Here is a 20278-nt window from a genome sequence, read left to right on the forward strand (position 1 = left end):
GTATTTCCGCACAAATTTAGCGCCTAAAAATAGCCGTTGAAAGCTGTTTTTTTCTAGCTGGAATACGCGTTTTATCAATTGGATAACAGTAAATGAATGATTACAGTTTTGATGTAATAGCAATAGTTAAAGTGGGCATTAGTGCCGATGAAATACGGGCTATCAATAATGCTCTGTTTTATCTTGGGGCTACAGATTGCGACATTGTAGAAGCGGGCCGGATAATAACGATTTCATTCATCAAAGAAGCTAATACGCTTGTTGAGGCGATCAATTTAGCGCATGCAGACGTTGCAGCGGTGGATAATTTGGAAGTTATGCCGCTTGATGTTGAATTGATAGAATTGGCAACAGAACGCCAAAACTCCCCACGGATAAGGGTTTCATTAGATGATATTTAAATTACTTAAAGCGTTATTCGTCGCGTTCGATAAATTTACAATTGAATTTGAACGCACAGCAAAAATAGCTCCCCGCGTTAAATGGCTACTTTAGGTTTTGGTTATGTCTTTAGTGTGTTTATTGCGGTTGTAGTATCATTGGCAAAATTAAGGCGCGGGGCGGGTGTGCTGGTTGTGGGGTGATAGCTGAAATTCATACAACAGATGTTATGTGAAATGGGTGGTGAAATTCGTCGATATTACATTGATAATAGCACATATGGTAACAACGAAAAATAATAGGGAATAAGCTAGTGTGGGCTATTCCCTTCTAATTTATTAGATAAAATCATTCATTCAAATACAACTCCGCCATACCATCTAACTTACTTTTCACTTCTTTCCAGTTTGGCATTACGCTGGTTAATAAGCGCCAGAAGTTCTCGCTGTGGTTGTATTCAGCAATGTGGCAAAGCTCATGTAAGATCACGTAATCAATACACTCTTTGGGTGCTTTGATCAGGTGAGGGTTGAGCATTAATGTGCCTTTTGCTGAGCAGCTTCCCCATTGTTTGCGCATTGGCATAATACGAAATGAAGGGATGCCTTTCACCCATGTAGCTTGCGGTAGAAGTTCAGCTAAACGTTGGTGGAAAACTCGTTCTGCTTTAATGCCATACCAACCTGAAATTAGGGCTTTTACTAGCTTGGGCTTATCATCATTAAAACGATTAAGGGTGACCAACAGCTTGCCTCGATCCATCTTCACGTTGGAAATTGCATCTCGGTCTTCAACCACTTTCAACACATAGCGACGACCCAAATAGAATTGCATCTCACCACTGACGTAATGTTTGGTTTGAACATATTCTAAATGGGATCGAAAGTCTTTCAGTGCATCCCAGATCCAACGTGCTTGGAGCATAACTGCTTCGTGAATAGCCGATTTCTCGGCATCTTCAGGGGCTGTTACGGCAATACGGCAATCAGGATGAACGCGAATAGTGACCTTCTTTTTTTTACCTTCAGCAATGGTTTTACGAATAACCTCGTAGGTAACAGCTTCATCACCATAGATGAAGCTGTATTCCTCAATGCTATTTTCTTTGCTGTCTTTCTTGTTATTAATGGATGCCATTAATGGTGACCTGCTAATCCCTGTCGAGTGATTTGAATAACATCCGTGATCAGTGTTTGTGCTTTATCAATCCCTAAATCATTAAACAGTAATGGTAATAGACCTAATCGAATTTGGTTTTCAATCTCAGCAGGGTTAATGGAATATTCACTCACCGCCTTGCGTACAATCGTATCAATATCCAGTGCATATTGAATGCATTGCTCTTCGGATAAAGGCAGTGGTTCACCTAATACTTTTAAGAACAAACCATAGAATGCTTGAACATGACGTTTGATTTTTGGATCGAGTTCAGCAAAGCGATCTTTAGGTATTCCTGCCACATCGCGATCTTTTACTTGTTGTTCAAAATCAGCGAATAAAAGGTATTGTTTAACTGGGCTATCAAACATCTCTTTAGTTTGGGCAATCGCTTTTTTTAACAGGTTAGAGAAATACTCTTGTGCATAAGGATCATCGGCTAAGTCTTGCTCAATCATCTTGGTGACACGGCCTGTGATAACGTCTTTTTTGTTATTCGCTTCATCATCGGTCATTTGCTCTGGCTTGGCATCTTTACCCATGTTGCCAACCAAATACGCACCTTCAGGCTCTTTAATATCAACGCCACCAATGTGTTTATCTAACATTGCACGAATGCTGTCGGCATACTCATCGTAATCAACGGTTTCTTCTGCATCTTCACGAACTTGTTTACGCAGTTGAGACATACTTTTTAAGGTTTGTTTATACAACTCACGCTTATTATCAAAGCTCTTATCATTGAAGTAATTTGCTGACTGTAACGCGACCTTTAAACAGTTGGCAAAGGCGGTTAACGCATCATAAAAGTCATTACGTAGCTTTAGATTAGTATCGGTTAGTTGACCCTCAATGGTATCAATTTTAGGGGCTAATACCTGACGCAGTGCCTGACCGTCTTGCTTGTTATTAACGCTCGCAAAAATATACCATAATGCATCGTATAAACCCGGTAGTTTTTTATACTCGGTGTCCATACGGTTATATAAACCTTTAAGATCATCAATATCAAAACCACCTTTAATGCGTTCTTCTAGCTCTTGGTAGTTTGCTATCGATGCATCAAGCTCTTTTAAAATGCCGCGATAATCAATTAGGTAACCAAACTGCTTTTTCGCATGTAAGCGGTTAACACGGGCAATGGCTTGAATGAGGTTGTGCTGTTTTAACGGTTTATCGATATATAACACCGTGTTTTTGGGTTCATCAAAGCCTGTTAACAGCTTATCGACCACGATCATAATGTCGGGGCCTTCATCCTTTTCAAATTCTTGAATGATGTGTTTGGTATAGGCTTTTTCGTCCGTCCAACCTTTATCGATAACATTGGTTTTCCACCAATTTTGCACAATATCAGTACTTTCACTGTCAACGTTATCGTGTCCTTCACGAGTATCAGGCGGCGACATCGCAACCACAGAGGTGACTTTACCAATTTTATCTAACAGCATCTTGTAGCGGATCGCAGAGGCTTTAGAATCACACGCCAATTGACCTTTTAAGCCTTGGTTTTTGAAATTCTGAAAGTGATCTGAGATATCATAAGCAATTAACTCTAAACGACCTTCAGTTTGATAAACTTGACCTTTTTGAGAAAATTTACGTTTTAAGTCAGCGCGTTGTTTTTCAGATAAATCTTTTGTGATCCGTTCAAACCATGCATCAATGGCTTTATCGTTGGTGCTGAGATCAGGAATGCGCTCTTCATAGAGTAATGGGGTAACGGTGCCATCTTCTACCGCTTGTTGCATGGTGTAAGAGTGGATGATTTTACCGAATTTATTCTCGGTCTTATCGTCTTGCAGTAGCGGTGTACCCGTAAAACCAATATAAGCCGCTTTGGGTAGGGCTTGGAGCATACGGATATTGTTTTCACCGTTTTGGCTGCGGTGACCTTCATCGACAAGTACGATAATATCGGGGCTATCGTTGTAGCATTCAGATAGGTGAATTGCAGTACCAAACTTGTTGATAATCGAGAAGATAATACGTTCGTTGCCTTTACCAATTTGTTCCGCAAGGCGTTTACCTGTGGTTGCCATTGCCGCGGTTTTATCTTTATCAGATAGGGCACCACCGGATGCAAAGGTGCGAGCCAGTTGATCTTCTAAGTCCACACGGTCGGTAACAACAATCACGCGACATTTGGCGAGTTCTTTTAACCAAATAAGTGCTTTGGATAAAAACACCATCGTAAATGATTTGCCAGAGCCTGTGGTATGCCAAATCACACCGCCATTACGCGCACCTTTATCATCAAAGGATGTAATACGCTCCACTAAGGCTTTAATGCCAAACACTTGCTGATAACGCGCAACGATCTTGCCTGCTTTTTTATCAAACAGAGTAAATAAGCGCGTCATTTCTAACAGACGATCATGATGAAGTAGCGAAACCAACAAGCGATCTTGATCGGTTACCACTAAATCACCGCCAGCGATTAACGATAAATATTCATCTTTTAATGCAGATGGTCGATGGTTAAAAATCGCATTCAGTTGTGGGGCTGTTAGAGCGTTGTTTTTCAGGCGTTCAACCGTGCTTTCTGTGGTTTGCTCTTCTTTCCACTTTGCCCAAAACTTTTCAGGGGTGCCGCAAGTGCCATATAAACCGTCATGACCATTAATCGATAACAACAATTGGCTGTAAGCAAACAGATGCGGAATTTCATCGACCTTTTGGTTACGAATATTTTGTGAAATACCTTCGGTGATCGTCGGTTTGCCGTTGGATGATGAATCAGGGCGTTTAGCCTCAATCACTACCCACGGCAAGCCATTCACAAAACAGACAATATCTGGTTTACGGTTACCTGTACCATGAGCATTTTCAATAACCATCTCTTCGGTGAAATGAAATTGGTTGTTTTCAGGTGTTTCCCAATCAATGATCTCAATGGTTGGGTTGGCTTTTTTGCCATCCACAAACTCAGTCACACCAATGCCATAAGTTAGCGCGTTATAAAGCTTTTCATTGGCAGCTTTTAGCCCTTCATTCATGGCTGGATTGCTAAGCTCTTGCACGATTTTATCAATTGCAGACTCTGATAAATGGCGATCTTTACCCATGAATAAATAGGTTTTAAAGCTCAGAACCTTGCGCAATACCGATGGCAGAATAACGGTGGTTGTGTTGCCACGCATTGCCATACATTCACTCGGTGGAATGAACTGATAACCAAGGTTAGTAAGCAAAGTGAGTGCTGGGATTTTTGCGCTTTGTTCTTCTTTGAAATTGGGTAAATGAGGGTTAGTCATTGTCAGTCTGTCCTTGTTGCGCCAATAACTGTTGGCGTTCTTTTTCTAATTGGTGACGCAGTTCTTCTTCGCTCGGCAGTTCTAACATGTATTTCGAGGCAAACAGATGCTCACTGTCATTCAGCACCGAATACTTGGCAACGGTGCGGTTGTTGTCAGTACACAGAATTAAGCCAATGGTCGGGTTATCGTCACTACGGCGTTTTTTCTCTTCATACATGCGAACATACATATCCATTTGCCCTACATCTTGATGGCTGAGTTTATGCATTTTAAGATCAATAAGCAGGAAGCATTTCAAATGGAAGTTGTAGAACACCAAGTCAATAAAAAAGTCACCATCCTCAGTGACAATACGCTGTTGGCGTTCAACAAACGCAAACCCTTTACCCAGTTCAAGTAAGAATTTTTGTAAGTTATCAATCAGAGCTTGTTCAAGTTCACTTTCTTGTAATGAAACGCTCGGTAGCCCTAAAAAGTCAAAGATGTAAGGATCTCGCAGATAGTCTTTTACTGTTAATGCCAGCGCGGTCGTTTTGTGGTTGGCTTCATCGATAACGGGTTGCAGATCTTGTTGTTTGGCTTGCGTTGACAGTAATCGCTCATAATATAACGCACCAATTTGGCGTTCTAATGCACGAGCCGACCATGCTTGGCTAATGGCTTCGTTCATATACCATTGACGTGCGAGTGGATTATCGATTCGTAATAAACTGCGATAATGGGTCCAACTCAATTCGTGACGCACTGCGTCACAATTTGGATAAGCCAAATAAAACAAACGCATATTACGCAAGTTAGAGCTATCAAACCCTTTGCCAAATTCTTTAGTGAGTGAGGCGGATAATGCTTTGAGCGTTCCTTTACCATATTCAGCGCGAGTTTGCCCTTGTTGCTCGTCTTCAACAATCAAGCGACCAATTTGCCAATAGGTTTGCACCATTGCGCTATTTACCGCGAGAGCAACTTGTTTACGGCCTACGGTGAGTAATGTGCGAATATTATCGAGCAATGGGGTTGAAGATGGCAAAGAGGGTGTCGTCATGTGTCATGTCCTTTGTTTCAATGGATACAGTAAACCTATCTGAACAATAGGGCTTGCACACACAAGCCCTGTGATTATTCGCATTAAGAGGCTTCGGTTTCAGCAACTTGTTCCCTTAAAGCTTAGGGTTTGTCGCTAGGCGGCAAGCTTTTCTAGTCCATGAGCATAGTGCGCTATGTGATTGGGATAGAAAAGCGTAGCCAACAACGCGACAGGCACTAAGATGACAGGGAGACGCGACGTTTTCCTGTTAACAACTGTTGCATCAATGCCTTTTTCTCTTGCTTCAAGTGCGCAAGTTTGGCTTCTAACAACTCGATATCTTTGTCGATAGCGGTTAGAACTGATGCGATTTTTTGTTGTTCTTTAAATTTTGGTAATAATATGGCTAAACTGTTTACTGTTTTTTGATTTATGCTTGTTTGTGCACCAATATTAGCTTTCATTAATATTTCAGAACGTGATTTTTCTGAACTTAATATAAAATTAATAAACTCTGAGTTAGCTTTTTCTTTTATTAATCGAATTCTCATTAAATTAGACTCATAAACATAATTTTTTTCAGAATCAATATTAAAAAGAGCAGCAACTCCGACTCCATCAGGTTTTAGAGATACTCTATTTATTAATATGTCTCCAAATTCTAGTTTGTATTTTTTAATTTCATTATTTGTAATATTTGCTATTCTTGCTTTTTTTATTGATACGATATTATTTTTGTAAACACAATTAATATCTAATACTGCAGAGTTACCGTTATCTGAATATGACTCGGCTGTTTTATAAATACCATTAGAAATAGTATTTTCTGTGAGGAATTCTAACTTAACCTCTTCCCAATCCCCCTCAAACGCTTTACCCGTTTCAGGATCAACCAAACGTTTTTTACCCGTCAACAACTGCTGCATTAATGCTTTTTTCTGCTGCTTGCTGGCATTAATTAGCTTTTCTGTGGTTGCAATACCGCGATCCCATGTAGAAAGGATTTGAGCGATTTTGCGTTGTTCTGGGAGTGAGGGTAACAAACAAATCACTGATTTAAGCTTATCTGGCGATGTGTGCTTTACTTTTGTTCCTGTAGATTGCTCTGCAATTTGTTTTCTAATATATGGCGAATTGTAAGTTAGATATAGAAACTCAGGGCAAATACCATTTTTATCTTTTATTTGAATCAGACCAAGCCGTTGATTATGCAAATAGCGATCATGGCTTGGGACAAACAACGTACTCCCTAAAAGCCCAGCAGCTTGTTCGGTCATAGCAACAAGTAACTCGCCTTTTGATAGTAAGTACCCTTTTGGAATATCACCCACATAATACTTAGTTTTGCTCTTTTGGTCGCGAAAGCCACCTGGTTCATAGAAGCTACCAGGAGTTAAAAGAACATAATTACCTTCTTCTCTAAAGAATTCGCTCTTAAAGGCAAAACCATGTTTGATATCTATAAAGGGATTGAGATCAGTTTTAATCCAACCATTAGGCACCATAACCCAACTCCTCTAGGTAGCCCGCCATTTCCGCTTCTAGATCTGCTAACTCAGTTTGTAGCGCTAAACGCTCACTACGCACTGCCATCAAATCAATTTCCGCTTCTTCTTCAAAGGTATCGACATAGCGAGGAATGTTGAGGTTGTAGTCGTTCTCGGCAATCTCTTCTAATGTAGCAAGGTAAGCGTACTTATCCACGCTTTGACGCGCTTTGTAGGTATCAACAATCTTCTGAATGTTATCGCTCGTTAATACGTTTTGGTTTTTGCCCGATTTAAACTCACGCGAGGCATCAATAAACAGCACCTTGTTGTCTGTTTTGTGCTTTTTGAACAACAAAATAGCGGCTGGAATGCCTGTACCAAAGAACAGTTTTTCAGGTAAGCCAATCACGGTATCTAATAGGTTTTCATCAATCAGTTGTTTACGGATTTTACCTTCTGAAGAGGCACGGAATAACACACCATGTGGCACAACCACACCCATTCTGCCTGTCTCTGGCTTTAGGGTTTCAATCATGTGTGAGATGAATGCGTAATCGCCTTTGGTTTTTGGCGGTACACCACGACGGAAACGACCAAAGTGATCGCTTTCTGCATCTTCATGACCCCATTTATCTAGTGAGAATGGTGGGTTTGCGGTTACCACATCAAAGTGCAGTAAGCCACCGTTGGCATCTTGTAGCTTAGGGTTACGAATGGTGTCGCCCCATTCAATGCGGTGGTTATCTTCGCCATGCAGGAACATGTTCATTTTAGCCAGTGACCACGTTGAGCCAATCGCTTCTTGACCAAACAAGGCGTATTGCTTTGAGCCGCCAAAGTTCTTTTGAATTTGCTTACCACACTTCATCAATAGCGAGCCTGAACCACAAGCAGGATCGCAGATCTCATCGCCTTGTTGTGGCTCAAGAATGATAGACAGTAGATCCGATACCTCTGGTGGGGTATAGAATTCACCTGCCGATTTACCACTGCTCGCCGCAAAGTGTTTGATTAAAAACTCATACGCATTACCAATAACATCCAATGAACCGACACGGCTAGGGCGTAGGTTAAGGGTTGGCTTACCAAAGTCTTCCAGTAGGTGACGTAGAATGTCGTTTTTTTGCTTTTCATCACCCAGTTTATCGGTGTTAAAGCTGATGTCTTGGAACACGCCTTTTAGTTTGGTGCCGTTTTCTTCTTCAATCGCATGTAAGGCTTGGTCGATACGAGAGCCATTACCTGCTTCAAAACGGTGCTCATACAAATCCCAAAATGTTGATCCTGTTGGAATTTTGAATGATTGGCTCGCCAGCATCGCTTCAATCATGGCTTGGTTGTCACCAAACTGCGCTGTTAGCTCTTCGACTTTGTCTTGGCGCACATCAGAGATGTACTTTAAGAACAACATGGTAAGCACGAAGTCTTTGTAGATTGATGGGTCTACGGTGCCACGGAAGGTGTCACAGGCACTCCATACCGTTTTATTGATGTCGTCTTGGTTGATTTTAGAGTTTGGCATTTTCTATCTCTTATTTTTTGTTTGTTCGTTTAATACATGATTGGCGATGGCTTGCATCTCCATCTGTCGTAACTCAATTAGTTCTTGATATATTTTTTCTTCTCGATGCGCTCGTTGGCTTAACGCTACCACCTTACGTTGTATTTCTATTGGTGGAATGGTGATTGGCGTTTCCTCTAAGACCGAACGTCGGATGCTCACTTGCATTGTTCCCTCGGCAGATTGCTGAAAATAACGTTGTGCTACCGATTGATTGAGTTGCCATGCAAGAAACTCTGGTAATAGCGCTGTAGCTGAGTCAAAACGAATTTGAAAATAGTGCGGCGAGCAGATCACTGGCAATGCTAAGCCACTCAAATCGTTCTCTGATATCCAAGACGCTAGGTTTCTTATTCCACGCGCAGCAAATATTACATCGCCCGCTTGAAGCCACTCAGGCTCTTTCCGCCCAGCAACATCAGTACGAATAAGATTTGACCAATCCATTCGTCCGTCTGCACTTTGATCTCTGGTCTGAATTACAAAACCATTCCCATCTAAGGTTTCTTTTATCGAACCTCGAAAAGAGTGACCAGAACGAACCTCTGCGATTTCTTTTAGTCTTACAAGCAAAAAATAAACCTGCATCATGTCATGTGATGCACAAATAATGCTTGACTATGAACAAAATGTCAACGTAATCTAGGGAGAATAAAGCATCATAATGAATGATGCACTAAAAACACTAAAAGGAGTTAATTTATGGGATATGAAATAGACGTACTTGCTGTTGGTGAGAAATCAAATAGCGGGGATGCCATTGCCATTCGCTATGGAGACTTATCCGGTGGGCGTGAATCTCAAACCGTTGTTGTCATTGATGGCGGATATAAAGCTGATGGGGAAAGGCTCGTTGCACATATTAAAGAACACTATGGCACCGAGAAGGTTGATTTAGTTATCTCCACTCACCCAGATCAAGATCATATCAATGGTTTGACAACAGTACTGGAAGAGCTAGAAGTCTCTGAACTATGGATCCACAAAGCTTGGGATCACAATCAAGGTCTCGCCGAAAAATTTAAGGATGGGCGCATCACCGATAACAGCATAAGCGAGCGACTCAAGAGCAACTTAGAATCAGCTTTTAGCCTTGTGACGCTGGCAGAGAAGAAAGGCATCATAGTTAAAGAGCCATTCACAGACCTAACCTTCGATTCAGTAAAAGTCCTCGGTCCCACCAACCACTACTATGAAGAGCTACTATCCCAGTTCGATGGCATGCCAGAACCCAAAAGTAGCGAAGCTGCTCTATCAGATTGTGGGTTGTTTGAAAGTCTGTATAAAGCGGCTGAAAAGGTCTTTAAAAAAATCTTCGCAAACTGGGGAGAAGACAAAATTGATGATAAGGACACGACCTCTGCGAAGAACAATTCCAGTGTTATCACACAAATTATCGTAGACGGAAAACGGCTACTGTTCACTGGCGATGCAGGGATCACAGCATTAGATAAAGCAGCAGATCAAATCGATGGATGTACCTCAGGCGCTGAACTTAGATTTATGCAAATTCCTCATCATGGCAGCAAACGCAATGTGGGTCCTTCTGTCCTAAACCGCATTATTGGCGAACCAGTGATAAAAGGGACTGAGCGCGGAATTACCGTTGTTGCCTCATCAGCAAAAGAAGGTGAACCAAAGCACCCACACAAAGCAGTTCTCAATGCATTTACACATCGAGGAGCAAAAACACTGGCGACACGAGGGGGTCATATATGCCACTCCTCAGGAGCACCACAACGAAACGGATGGACTAGCCTAACCGCCGAGCCTTATCACCACGAATATGAAGAAGAGGTTTGAATAACATGCAGAATCTGAAGGACCAGAACAAATTCACCCTTGCTGCATTAACTGGATCACCGCTTCTTATCCTCTTTGTGCTTGAAGTAGGTATTTCTGATGCGAAAAGTGCCATCGACTACGCAGCAACTGCGGGCCTAGTCGTTCTGGCAGTAGCACTGCTGGTATTGTTGTCCGATATCATACCGCAGTCACTGAAAAACAAGATCGTCTTCTTGAGACTATGGAACGAACTTCCGGGTCATCGTTGCGATAAGCTATGCTTTGCAGACCCGCGACTGGAAAAGAGTGAACTTCAAACAACCTGGCAACACGTATTTGGAGGCGAAATTTGTGATGGTGAGAGAAACAGCCTTTGGTACAGGCATATATACAAACCCGTAATGGATGAACCTCAGGTTCAATCCGCTCACCTCAAGTTCTTGCTTTACAGGGATGTGACCTCTAGTTCGCTTATCATTTTAAGTATGTTAATTGTCTGGTCGGTAAGCGGTATGCAGTTACCCTATCTCGGCACAATACACCCTTGGGCCATAGGTATCGAGGCCACTTTCTTGCTCTTTGCACTGATTTGCGCACAAACCTACGGCAAAAGATTGGTGGTGAATGCTACAGCGATAAGAACAGCGACTTAATCCTACCTGCGAACCCTTGCCGCAGTCGGCGGCGGCAAGGCCAGCTCCAGCCAATCCGAGTCATTCATATACAACCAGAAAAACGCTGCATTACAGTCAGCCTTAATATCACGACGTAGAGCATCAGGACATCTTTGCCTGTATCGTTGAACCTGAACTCGATAACAACGCCTTTTCGACTCCCAGTGACATTGTTTGCGCCACTCCACTAACCCAGAAACATTAGCGATCGCTTGTTCAATCGAACCAATCCCGATGCAGCAAACTTGCGAGATTCTAAGTCGGTGCACACCTAATCGAGCGAGCCTGATGATTCTATGTTTGAGGGCCTCATTTAACTGTTTTGGTTTCAGGTTTAATTTGATTCCATGCATTATTGCCAAGCGCTTTAAGTAGCACCCAGTTAGATGACCTTTCTTGCTCTACACTATGACCTCTTTATACCTTGTTGTTCTGTGATTACTGCGGTCGTTTTAGGTATGTCCCAGCGAAACCAGTTCACTAACCACACCACCTGCATTGTATGGTTTACGAAACCACTTAAAACGAACTGGCTTACAAAACCAACCTATATTGAACTGATCTTTTTAGCTCGTTGAACCGTGCTAGGATTACATCCTACTTTCATGGCCACTTCTCGAACGGATAAGCCTTGTTCTAACAGTTCGATAATTTTTGCTTTACGTTCCATGTTTGGCTTCCGTCCTGAAAACTTTTCAGCCCATAACTTTGGATCTTGTTTAATTGCTTGGCGTCCAACTTCGGCACTGGCTAAACGGTTCTTACGTTCTGCTGCTGCCATTGCAGTGATCATGGTTAATTGAATATTGGTTGTCATGTCTTGCATATCATTACCAGAGTAAGCAAAGGTCATATTCTGATTAATGGTTTTGATTGTCACACCACGGTTTAACAGCTCGCGGATAGTTGTCTCTGAATCGTGATAGTCTCGGCCTAAGCGATCTATCCACCAAACTACCAGTACATCATCTTTTCTTAATTTATCGAGTAACCGGCTTAATTGTTCACGCTCTGCTGCTGGTACCGTTCCACTACAAACATCGGTTGATATGTCGATACCAGGATATGACTTTTGAATGTCGCTAACTTGGCTATCTGTTGTTTGTGTGGTTGTTGATACTCTAACGTATGCAAATTCCATTTTATCGGCCCCTTGTGTGCTTATGGTTGCTGTGTGCTAAATGTGGTGTATGCATATCGAAAAGTAAACATAAAAAGCATACGGAATAGGGAATGTTTACATGTGTGCAATAGAGTGTGATTTAAAGCACACGTATTTTTAAGGTAATACCGACTAGGGACGTTTATTGTGTTGAAGTGGTGATTTGTGAATTAGGTAACATGGTTAACAAAATAACAATGCTACTTTTTTATCGTATGTTAATGACAATAAATCGAAAAATAAGCGGTTTATGTGATGTTTGAGGTGAACTCGGATCTCGTAGTACGTGATAGATAGCATATGTTAAATACCGCCGTTTTTAGGAAAAACATAGTACCTATTAAATTTTCATATAAAACGGCCTCTTGTTCAGTGTTCGATTTAGGATGTTCGTTACATTATGAATTGATATTAGATGCAAATTGTTGCTTATACTTTTGATGCGTGTATAAAATCCATAACTTATAAGTATTAAATGGAATTTATAACGATGAATATCAAAATTATCTCTGTGGCTCTTGTCGCTGCTTTGAGTTTGGTTGGCTGTAAAAGTACATCTTTAACTAAAACGAAAGAGACTAAAAGAAGTTATGCAGTTTATGATCTTAAGGTATCTAAAGGTGTTTCCTCTTCGGATATGTCAAAAGCAATTAAAAAGGCTTTACAGGCTAATACTTCTAGCCTGAGGATAACTGAAGATTTGCCTCCATATCCTATACCAAAAGAATCACCTAGATTTCAGTTGGTTAATCCTTTTGGTCATAACTCAGCGCTCGCTGCTTTATCTGGAGGAGCGATGAAGCAACCTACGTGTGAAGGTGCTTTAGTTTATGCTCAGGCTACAGATTCATCTATGAATTCTCAGGGAGAAAACACTCAATTCTATACGTGTTTGTGGCAATATGATGGTGGTTATCATGTTGATATTTATGCTCAATTTGACATAGTTAGTGGCGGGATAGATAATTTAGGCAAAGATTTTATTCGTGGGATGATGGGGAATTCAAGTCAATTTATACCTCGAACTATTGCAAGTATTCGAGATAACCTTGAAGCTTTAAATGTAGAAAGTAAATTGGTTACTGCTTATCCTTCGGATTTTGAAGATCTTCTTAAAGAACGTCAAATTCAATAATAAAATAGTACTTTTAATGTGACCTTTGATTATTCTCCTCATTAATAAGTTTAATATTAAATGACCGCCCATTGAGGCGGTCTTTCTGAAATTGTACTTTAGGAATCATTGTTATAATGAAAAAAAATTTAGTTGTATTGATATTAGCATTATTAGTGCCCCAATCAGCATTGGCTGCATTTAAGTCCAATAACTGGAGCGATGAAATGAACGATGTAAAAGTGTATGAACAATACACCTCTAATCATGGTAGTTCTATTGGCTTCAGGTGCGATGTTGAAAAAGGCAAAAACAAAGATTTTATACTTACTTTCGAAAGTAAGGAAAGTATAGCTACACCAAGTAATGACAAAGTCGAAATCAAAATGCGTGTAGATGATGGTGAAGTCTACAACTTAAAAGGAAAAACATACTCTAACTCATATAAGGGCGGGGTTATTAGGGATATTCCTGAACAGTTGTTAAATAATATTAAAAATGGCAATAAGTTGCTTGTTAATATCTATGTTTATAACCAACTCAAAATGAATCAAAGCTTTAGTTTATCTGGGTCGTCTAAGGCATTGCAGCTGACTGCTGATAAATGTGATTTAGAGGTAAAGAACAACCCTGAATTAGAGCAAAAAATTAAAGAAATAGAGCGAAAGAGAGACAAGGAAATAAAAGAAATAACTAGTAAGTACACAAATGAAATTCAAGCACTTAAAATTAGTTATAAGTAAATGGTATAGCTAACATTTAAATATTTGCATTGATTTTGTCAATACGCATAAATTGATTTACTGTTAAATGACCGTCCATCTGGGCGGTTTTTTTATGCCTGAAACGATATGTTTTGGTAGCTATTGGTAAATAAATTACCAAACATATTTTTATTCCGCGGCTTACCTCCATGGTTCAACGTATTCCATCCAATCGGGGACTGTTGCGCCAGCTACGCATACTGCAACGTGTGGTGGTGATACTACGACGCACAATGAGCCAGCTATTAAGGTGTGATTAAGCCACTTCATTGTGGCTTGTCTGTTTTTGGTTATGGAGGTGGTAGGTAGACGATTTTCTTGAGGTGGGTGTTTACGTGTTTGCTGTTATGGTAGGCAATGATTATTAACACCGTTATAAACGTTAGCGACATAGGCTTGCACAAGAGAAAGGCAAATACTGAGGTATAAAAGGATAACATCGCTGAGGTTTAACGATTGCTTGAGGTTGTATGTAATAACGACGGTTCGTTTGTTGTTTCTTAAGCCGCACTCATACATTGTGCGGCTTGGTGTTTTAGCAACGGGGGGTTAGTTTACCTGTTCTGTTGCTTGCCCAGTGAGTATCTGTTGTTTATTCAATGCTTCTGGAAGGTCATTAACGCAATAGTTTATATAGTACACATTAAAAAAGAAGGTATAAAAAATATTCATCTTTAATTCAAATCTAAATTCATTAAGAGCGTACTTTTGAAGTGCCTTTTTAGCTTTAAAAGCCCAGACAATATAAAGAACTGTTGAAGATATAGATAAAATAGCACCTAACACAAGGAATAAGCTTTGATTATGACGAGAAAAAAAACCACCTAATCCAACACAGACTGCAATCCAAATTATATAGGTGTCACCAGTGATTTTAGATTTTGTAATGTCACTAATCGTTAGATTGCTTCTATACAACCATAGTAAAGGGTATATACCCATAGTTGCGATCGATAATAGGAACAGGTTAAGAGTTTTTGTGTTTATGTTATTTTTTAAAGTTGAAATATTACTCATTATGAATGCGTCAATTAGATATAAGTGTTACTGCATATAATGTCACATTAATCACATAAATAAAGAGTTTATTATAGTTTTTAACTATCTAATTGGTCAGTATTATTTGTTTTAGGAATGTAAGTTTTATTAAAAAATCATATGATACTACTTGGTTATAAGTTGGTGAAAAATATATTAACTAATGAAAGTATCTCATGTGATGATAGTCGCAGATTAAATATACCAATTATCCTTCATCAACATCCAGATCTAAAAAAGGCCGCTTTAGCGGCCTTTTTATTTAAGAGTCATTACCGATAGTCAGAGTAATTACATACGTGCTTTGAAGATATTAATGATTTCTTCTAGGCTCGCTTTGCGTGGGTTAGTTAAAGAACACGCATCGTTTAGGGCATTTTGTGCCATGAATGCTAGTTTATCTTCAGTAACACCCAGGTCTGCTAAACGTTGCTTTGTACCTACCTTCTCAGATAGTGCATCAATCGCTTCTAGAGCAGCATTCACTGCTTGCTCTTGCGTCATCGCTGCAGTGTCGATACCCATTGCTTTAGCAATATCAATAAAACGTTCTGGTACTTGTTGTGCATTAAAGCGTGATACTTCAGCAAGTAGGATTGCGTTACATAGACCGTGTGACAGGTCGTAAACACCACCCAATTGGTGCGCCATTGAGTGCACGTAACCTAGAGAAGCATTTGAGAATGCCATACCGGCTAAGTACTCGCCGTACTGCATTGCATCACGTGCTGCACGATCTTGACCGTTATTCACTACTGCTTCTAAGTTATTTACAATCAACTCAATCGCTTTAATTGCAGCAGCATCTGTGATTGGTGTCGCAGCTGTTGAAACATACGCTTCAACCGCGTGCGTTAATGCGTCCATACCTGTGGTTGCAGTAAGGAACTTAGGCATTGCGACCATTAGCTCTGAATCGTTAACCGCAATAATAGGCGTGAAGTGCTTATCAACCACTGGGTATTTAGTTTCATCTTCTTGGTTAGTGATAATCGCAAATACGGTCATTTCTGATGCCGTACCCGCAGTCGTGTTTACTGTTACCAATGGAAGTTGGGGCTTCTTAGAAAGGTGCACACCTTTAGAGTAATCACGGATATGACCTCCGTTAGCTGCAACCAATGCGATACCTTTCGCTGTATCGTGAGAAGAACCACCACCGAATGAAATCACAAAATCAGCGTTGCTTTTAGCTAATAGAGTAAGACCATCTTCGATGTTTTTCTCTGTTGGGTTAGGTTGAACACCATCATAGATTGCGTAATCAATACCGTGAGCGGTTAGCTCATCAGTAAGCTTGCTAACAAGACCCACTTCAACTAACACACCGTCAGTGACGATAAGCGCTTTTTTCAATTCTTTTGACGCTAATTCAGCACCTAAAGATTGGATAGCATTAGGACCCATTAAGGTTACAGGTGGCATGTAAAATACATTGCTCATAGTAAAACTCCGATAATTTTTAATTAATTTATAGTGACTTACCGCGATAGCCATAAGTCTGAATTTATTTGATAGCGCGTTATAAAGGGGTGATAACGTAAGAAGCTATATCGAGTTTATTTGTTATTGTTGGTGTCGATATCGTCATTCTACACCCCACCCATTTGGTAACAATAGAGATAAAACCAAAACACTTTTACTTAGATGTAATAATAAGAAGGTGTAACAAGCGTTTGTTTACCATTGTGGTGAAATATTACTTATCAGCCGCTGATAGCAGTTTTTCATTAAAGCTCATGTGGGTGTTTTTGTTAGTAACCACAATGCCTGAGTGTGATTTATCCGCTGTACCATTGACCGCATAGTGGCTTGCAACCACAGCATTGTTAGCTTGATTGTTGAAACTAACGTTACCGGTAAATGCGCCATCACGTGCAGAAGCGGTATAAGAAGTGGCGATAATAGCGGTAGCGATGATTGCTTTAATAACTGTTTTCATGAGTTGTCTAACCTTAATCTTTATTATTATTGCTGAACGCTGTCTGCGTTTCGATGGGGTCATATTAACAATTACACAAAAACAAACAATATAACCAAAAAGCAAAAGATTATTACCTCTTGGTAACAATTGTTATTTTATCCAGTAACGGTGATTCAATCTATTATGGGGTTAACAAATATAGAGTGAGTGTTGTAATCGAATATTAGAAAGCAAAACCATACATTAGTATTCAGGTCAAACTATCTCAGTAAATAATGATGAGAGTTTAGTCTGTACGTCAGTATATAAGAGTTATTTAGGTATTGGTGAGAGTTACAAAAAAGCATTTTTTATTGTCATTCTATATGATGGATGTCAGATAAAATTTTGTCATGACATGAGCTTAAATACGGTTTCATTGTTAAAAGAGCGAAATAAATCGGTTGGTTATAGCAAGGTTGGCAAGCGAGTTTAATAATGGATGGAAAGAAAACCTTTCGTATTAAAATGTTTACACCTGTAAATAAAATACTGTGTTAATGATAATCAATCTCCCAATGGAGAATTGCATAGTATTGCATGTATCAATACTATTTATGCCCTAAATGAATGCAAGAAATAGTCTTGTATGTGCAGTATGGATACTTAGTAAGCTAAATGAAATGTTCAACCCAAATAGGTATATTAATGAAAGCTGCTCTTAAAACGTTCACTCTTGCTTCTTTATTAACATCATTTACTGTGAGTGCTTCAACAGGTTGGATTATTACTGATAATGGTGTCATCGGTTCTCCTCAGGTTAAGCAAGGGGGAGTGACAGCCGTTTCATCGTTTGAAAAAGGGGATGGTGATTTGGTCTTTTCGGTCATTATGGTAACTGACAATAACGCCGATGATGTAGGTATAAAAATGATTGAGGTTGATTCCCCAATCATGGTTAACGGTAAAAAGATCGTTATGCAAGCACAGTTACAAGGGCAAATGAAAAGCTATAACCCTAAAACGAAGGCTGAAACTCAATATATTTTAAATGAGTTCAAGACCAAAGATGGCGTGACAATTGAAAATCTTACTTATTCAACTGCTGGTTTTAATAAAGCATTCCATGAACTTAAATAATTTAACTTATATATAAGTTATTAAATGATTAAATTGGTAATAGCTAGAGGTGGATTTGTGACATTAGTAAATAAAATAATAATAGCCCTGTTAGTAATATTAATATTTGGTGTTTATCTTGATTTTTTCCACTCAGGATCTTGTGATACTGCAGGATTAATTAATGAGTGCGATTTATCTGCTATTTATTTAAGTTAAATATATCAACTATTAATACTATTTCAGGGTATAAGTTAGAGATTGATTAATCCATTATTAATCAGATGGATAAGATGATATTAATAGTTTGATATACAACATAAGATCAGCAGTGATAGCCGTCGCTATTATTCTAATAACATCGTTTTAGCTTTAGTTATGAATATTGTTATTAGGTATAAATGTTGGATGATTAGCTAATGTATATATCAAATTTAGAATTTCTTATGATGTGTATAGCGTAAAATATCAGATATATTTAGACAAAAAAGGTCACTGATTACTCAGTGGCCTTTTTATTGACAGTATAATTACTCATAGCCGAGGAATTATATTCATCCTTTGAGGGTATTAATGATTTCTTTTAGGCTCGCTTGACGTGGGTTGGTTAGTCGCTACCTTTTCAGATTATACATCCATTGCTTCTAGATCGGCATAACTGGTTGCTGTTGCTGTCGATACCTGTAGTCAGTATTGGTGTGGCCGTTTATTTTTTAGAGAGGCGAGAGAAATATAAAATAAGTTTGGTACTTTTAGTATAATATGAACTCTGTCTATCAATGAATTTTGGCAAATTGTTAATGCTATAAAGTGATAGACATTCCTGCTAATAATAGAAGTATATAAAAAATGAGATATTTGTTGTTATGTCTGTCTTTGATGATCGTTGGTTGTAATAGCCAACCTAATTTCAAACCTAATTTGAATAAATCCGTGTCAGAAGCTACTCATGAAACGAAACCTCTTTTTGATGTTGGATACTCAGATCTAAATGGTGATGGGTTAAAAGATGCACTAGTATTGCTCAAAGGATCTAATTGGTGCGGCTCTGGTGGCTGTAGTTTTATGGTTTTTGAAAATCTTGGTAGTCACTATAAATTGGTATCACAAAGTTCGATAACAAGTCCACCAATTAGCGTCGCTAACAGTGAAACTAATGGCTGGAAAAACCTAATTGTTTGGACGGGTAATATTGGCTCAGTATTAATGAAGTTTAATGGTAAGACATATCCTTACAACCCATCATTAGAGCCTGTTGCGAGTAAATCACAACAATTAGGTTCACAATTAATTTTAAAAAATTAGTATGTTTATTCAATAATATAATAAACACACTTGGGTTTGCGCTTGTCGCCGAGTGTGTTTATTTAATTTTATTGGTATCTATCTAATATTGAATCAACTAAGCGCATAAACTCTTTGTCATCAGCGTATTCAACGCGACAACGTTGCATTTCTTTATCAATAAGTTCTTTATGGCCATTAGGAAATAGACGCCCCCAAGCATAAGGAACAAAAACGCATGTCTCTGGTGAATAATGTTTATTGCCAGGGATCTTTAAGTCACGGCTAACATAAAACCGTTCTTTTTTGTTGGCGTCGAACCATGCTTTATATTTAGAGAAATAGAACCAGTCATCACACACCGTTAATCCCTCTACTCGACGGTTTTTAATATTAGCGCCGTAGGCTTGACGAATCATCGCTCGCCACGTCCGATATTGATTGATATATCGACCGTTTTCTTTTAATTCGATATCGGTATCGATAATTCCTGCCCCGCAAATAAGGCGTGTTATTTCTGTTGTCATAATGATTACCAGAAAGCCCGCACAGAGGCGGGCT

The 20278-nt window shown here is 39.4% G+C and carries 19 protein-coding genes and 1 pseudogene; 7 read left to right on the plus strand and 13 right to left on the minus strand.

Going from position 1 to position 20278, the window contains the following annotated elements:
- Positions 1–92: 92 nt before the first annotated feature.
- The gene (locus C0W29_RS02555; protein WP_045045845.1) at positions 93–401 is read left to right on the plus strand and encodes a hypothetical protein; all 309 of its coding nucleotides are present in this window, start codon (positions 93–95) and stop codon (positions 399–401) included.
- 328 nt (positions 402–729) lie between these two features.
- Here the strand turns inward: C0W29_RS02555 and C0W29_RS02560 are convergent, their stop codons facing one another.
- The 6 genes from C0W29_RS02560 to C0W29_RS02585 form a co-directional block, all read right to left on the minus strand.
- Positions 730–1518 (minus strand): M48 family metallopeptidase, encoded by a 789-nt coding sequence (locus C0W29_RS02560; protein ID WP_045045846.1) that lies wholly within the window; start codon positions 1516–1518, stop codon positions 730–732.
- Complete coding sequence (locus tag C0W29_RS02565; protein ID WP_107174123.1) at positions 1518–4796, minus strand: type I restriction endonuclease subunit R; 3279 nt, start codon at positions 4794–4796, stop codon at positions 1518–1520. The genes C0W29_RS02560 and C0W29_RS02565 overlap by 1 nt, the downstream gene beginning before the upstream one ends.
- Positions 4789–5841 carry a PDDEXK nuclease domain-containing protein gene (locus C0W29_RS02570; RefSeq protein WP_045045847.1) on the minus strand — a complete coding sequence of 351 codons (1053 nt, stop codon included), beginning with the start codon at positions 5839–5841 and terminating at the stop codon, positions 4789–4791. The genes C0W29_RS02565 and C0W29_RS02570 overlap by 8 nt, the downstream gene beginning before the upstream one ends.
- A gap of 218 nt (positions 5842–6059) precedes the next feature.
- A complete protein-coding gene (locus C0W29_RS02575; RefSeq protein WP_045045848.1) occupies positions 6060–7328 on the minus strand; it encodes a restriction endonuclease subunit S in 1269 nt (422 codons plus the stop codon).
- Positions 7318–8835, minus strand: coding sequence for a type I restriction-modification system subunit M (locus tag C0W29_RS02580; RefSeq protein WP_045045849.1), 1518 nt, complete (start codon positions 8833–8835; stop codon positions 7318–7320). Before C0W29_RS02580 ends, C0W29_RS02575 begins: the two co-directional genes overlap by 11 nt.
- 3 nt (positions 8836–8838) lie before the next feature.
- Positions 8839–9447, minus strand: a complete 609-nt coding sequence (locus C0W29_RS02585) for a restriction endonuclease subunit S (protein ID WP_158260010.1) — start codon at positions 9445–9447, stop codon at positions 8839–8841.
- 129 nt (positions 9448–9576) lie between these two features.
- On the opposite strand from C0W29_RS02585, the gene C0W29_RS02590 reads away from it, so the two are divergent.
- Positions 9577–10677: a ComEC/Rec2 family competence protein gene (locus tag C0W29_RS02590; RefSeq protein ID WP_045045850.1), complete on the plus strand. Its 1101-nt coding sequence runs from the start codon at positions 9577–9579 to the stop codon at positions 10675–10677.
- A gap of 5 nt (positions 10678–10682) precedes the next feature.
- Positions 10683–11312 carry a hypothetical protein gene (locus C0W29_RS02595; protein ID WP_045045851.1) on the plus strand — a complete coding sequence of 210 codons (630 nt, stop codon included), beginning with the start codon at positions 10683–10685 and terminating at the stop codon, positions 11310–11312.
- 2 nt (positions 11313–11314) lie between these two features.
- On the opposite strand, the gene C0W29_RS21980 is transcribed toward C0W29_RS02595, so the two are convergent.
- Together C0W29_RS21980 and C0W29_RS02605 are read right to left on the minus strand one after the other, a co-directional pair.
- Positions 11315–11686, minus strand: a complete 372-nt coding sequence (locus C0W29_RS21980) for a TnsD family Tn7-like transposition protein (protein ID WP_045045852.1) — start codon at positions 11684–11686, stop codon at positions 11315–11317.
- A 194-nt stretch (positions 11687–11880) separates the two neighbouring features.
- A complete protein-coding gene (locus C0W29_RS02605; protein WP_045045853.1) occupies positions 11881–12474 on the minus strand; it encodes a recombinase family protein in 594 nt (197 codons plus the stop codon).
- Between the two features lie 511 nt (positions 12475–12985).
- On the opposite strand from C0W29_RS02605, the gene C0W29_RS02610 reads away from it, so the two are divergent.
- Complete coding sequence (locus C0W29_RS02610; RefSeq protein WP_045044185.1) at positions 12986–13630, plus strand: hypothetical protein; 645 nt, start codon at positions 12986–12988, stop codon at positions 13628–13630.
- A 116-nt stretch (positions 13631–13746) separates the two neighbouring features.
- Positions 13747–14352, plus strand: a complete 606-nt coding sequence (locus C0W29_RS02615; RefSeq protein ID WP_045045854.1) for a hypothetical protein — start codon at positions 13747–13749, stop codon at positions 14350–14352.
- A gap of 177 nt (positions 14353–14529) precedes the next feature.
- Here the strand turns inward: C0W29_RS02615 and C0W29_RS21930 are convergent.
- The 4 genes and pseudogenes from C0W29_RS21930 to C0W29_RS02635 all read right to left on the minus strand — a co-directional run.
- A pseudogene (locus tag C0W29_RS21930) lies at positions 14530–14643 on the minus strand (metal-dependent hydrolase); the annotation flags it as partial.
- A gap of 279 nt (positions 14644–14922) precedes the next feature.
- Positions 14923–15390 carry a DUF4234 domain-containing protein gene (locus tag C0W29_RS02625; RefSeq protein ID WP_045045855.1) on the minus strand — a complete coding sequence of 156 codons (468 nt, stop codon included), beginning with the start codon at positions 15388–15390 and terminating at the stop codon, positions 14923–14925.
- Positions 15391–15702: 312 nt separating this feature from the next.
- The gene (locus C0W29_RS02630; protein WP_107174124.1) at positions 15703–16854 is read right to left on the minus strand and encodes an iron-containing alcohol dehydrogenase; all 1152 of its coding nucleotides are present in this window, start codon (positions 16852–16854) and stop codon (positions 15703–15705) included.
- A gap of 256 nt (positions 16855–17110) precedes the next feature.
- Positions 17111–17353, minus strand: a complete 243-nt coding sequence (locus C0W29_RS02635) for a hypothetical protein (RefSeq protein ID WP_045045637.1) — start codon at positions 17351–17353, stop codon at positions 17111–17113.
- 669 nt (positions 17354–18022) lie between these two features.
- Here C0W29_RS02635 and C0W29_RS02640 point away from each other — a divergent pair.
- Positions 18023–18454 (plus strand): hypothetical protein, encoded by a 432-nt coding sequence (locus C0W29_RS02640; RefSeq protein ID WP_045043700.1) that lies wholly within the window; start codon positions 18023–18025, stop codon positions 18452–18454.
- Positions 18455–19366: 912 nt separating this feature from the next.
- Entirely contained in the window at positions 19367–19738 is a 372-nt protein-coding gene (locus C0W29_RS02645; protein WP_146145248.1) for a hypothetical protein, read from the plus strand.
- Between the two features lie 68 nt (positions 19739–19806).
- Here the strand turns inward: C0W29_RS02645 and C0W29_RS02650 are convergent, their stop codons facing one another.
- A complete protein-coding gene (locus C0W29_RS02650) occupies positions 19807–20244 on the minus strand; it encodes a hypothetical protein (protein ID WP_052671717.1) in 438 nt (145 codons plus the stop codon).
- Between the last annotated feature and the right edge of the window lie 34 nt (positions 20245–20278).

The sequence above is a fragment of the Photobacterium kishitanii genome (assembly GCF_003026355.1).
Classification (GTDB): Bacteria; Pseudomonadota; Gammaproteobacteria; order Enterobacterales; family Vibrionaceae; genus Photobacterium; species Photobacterium kishitanii.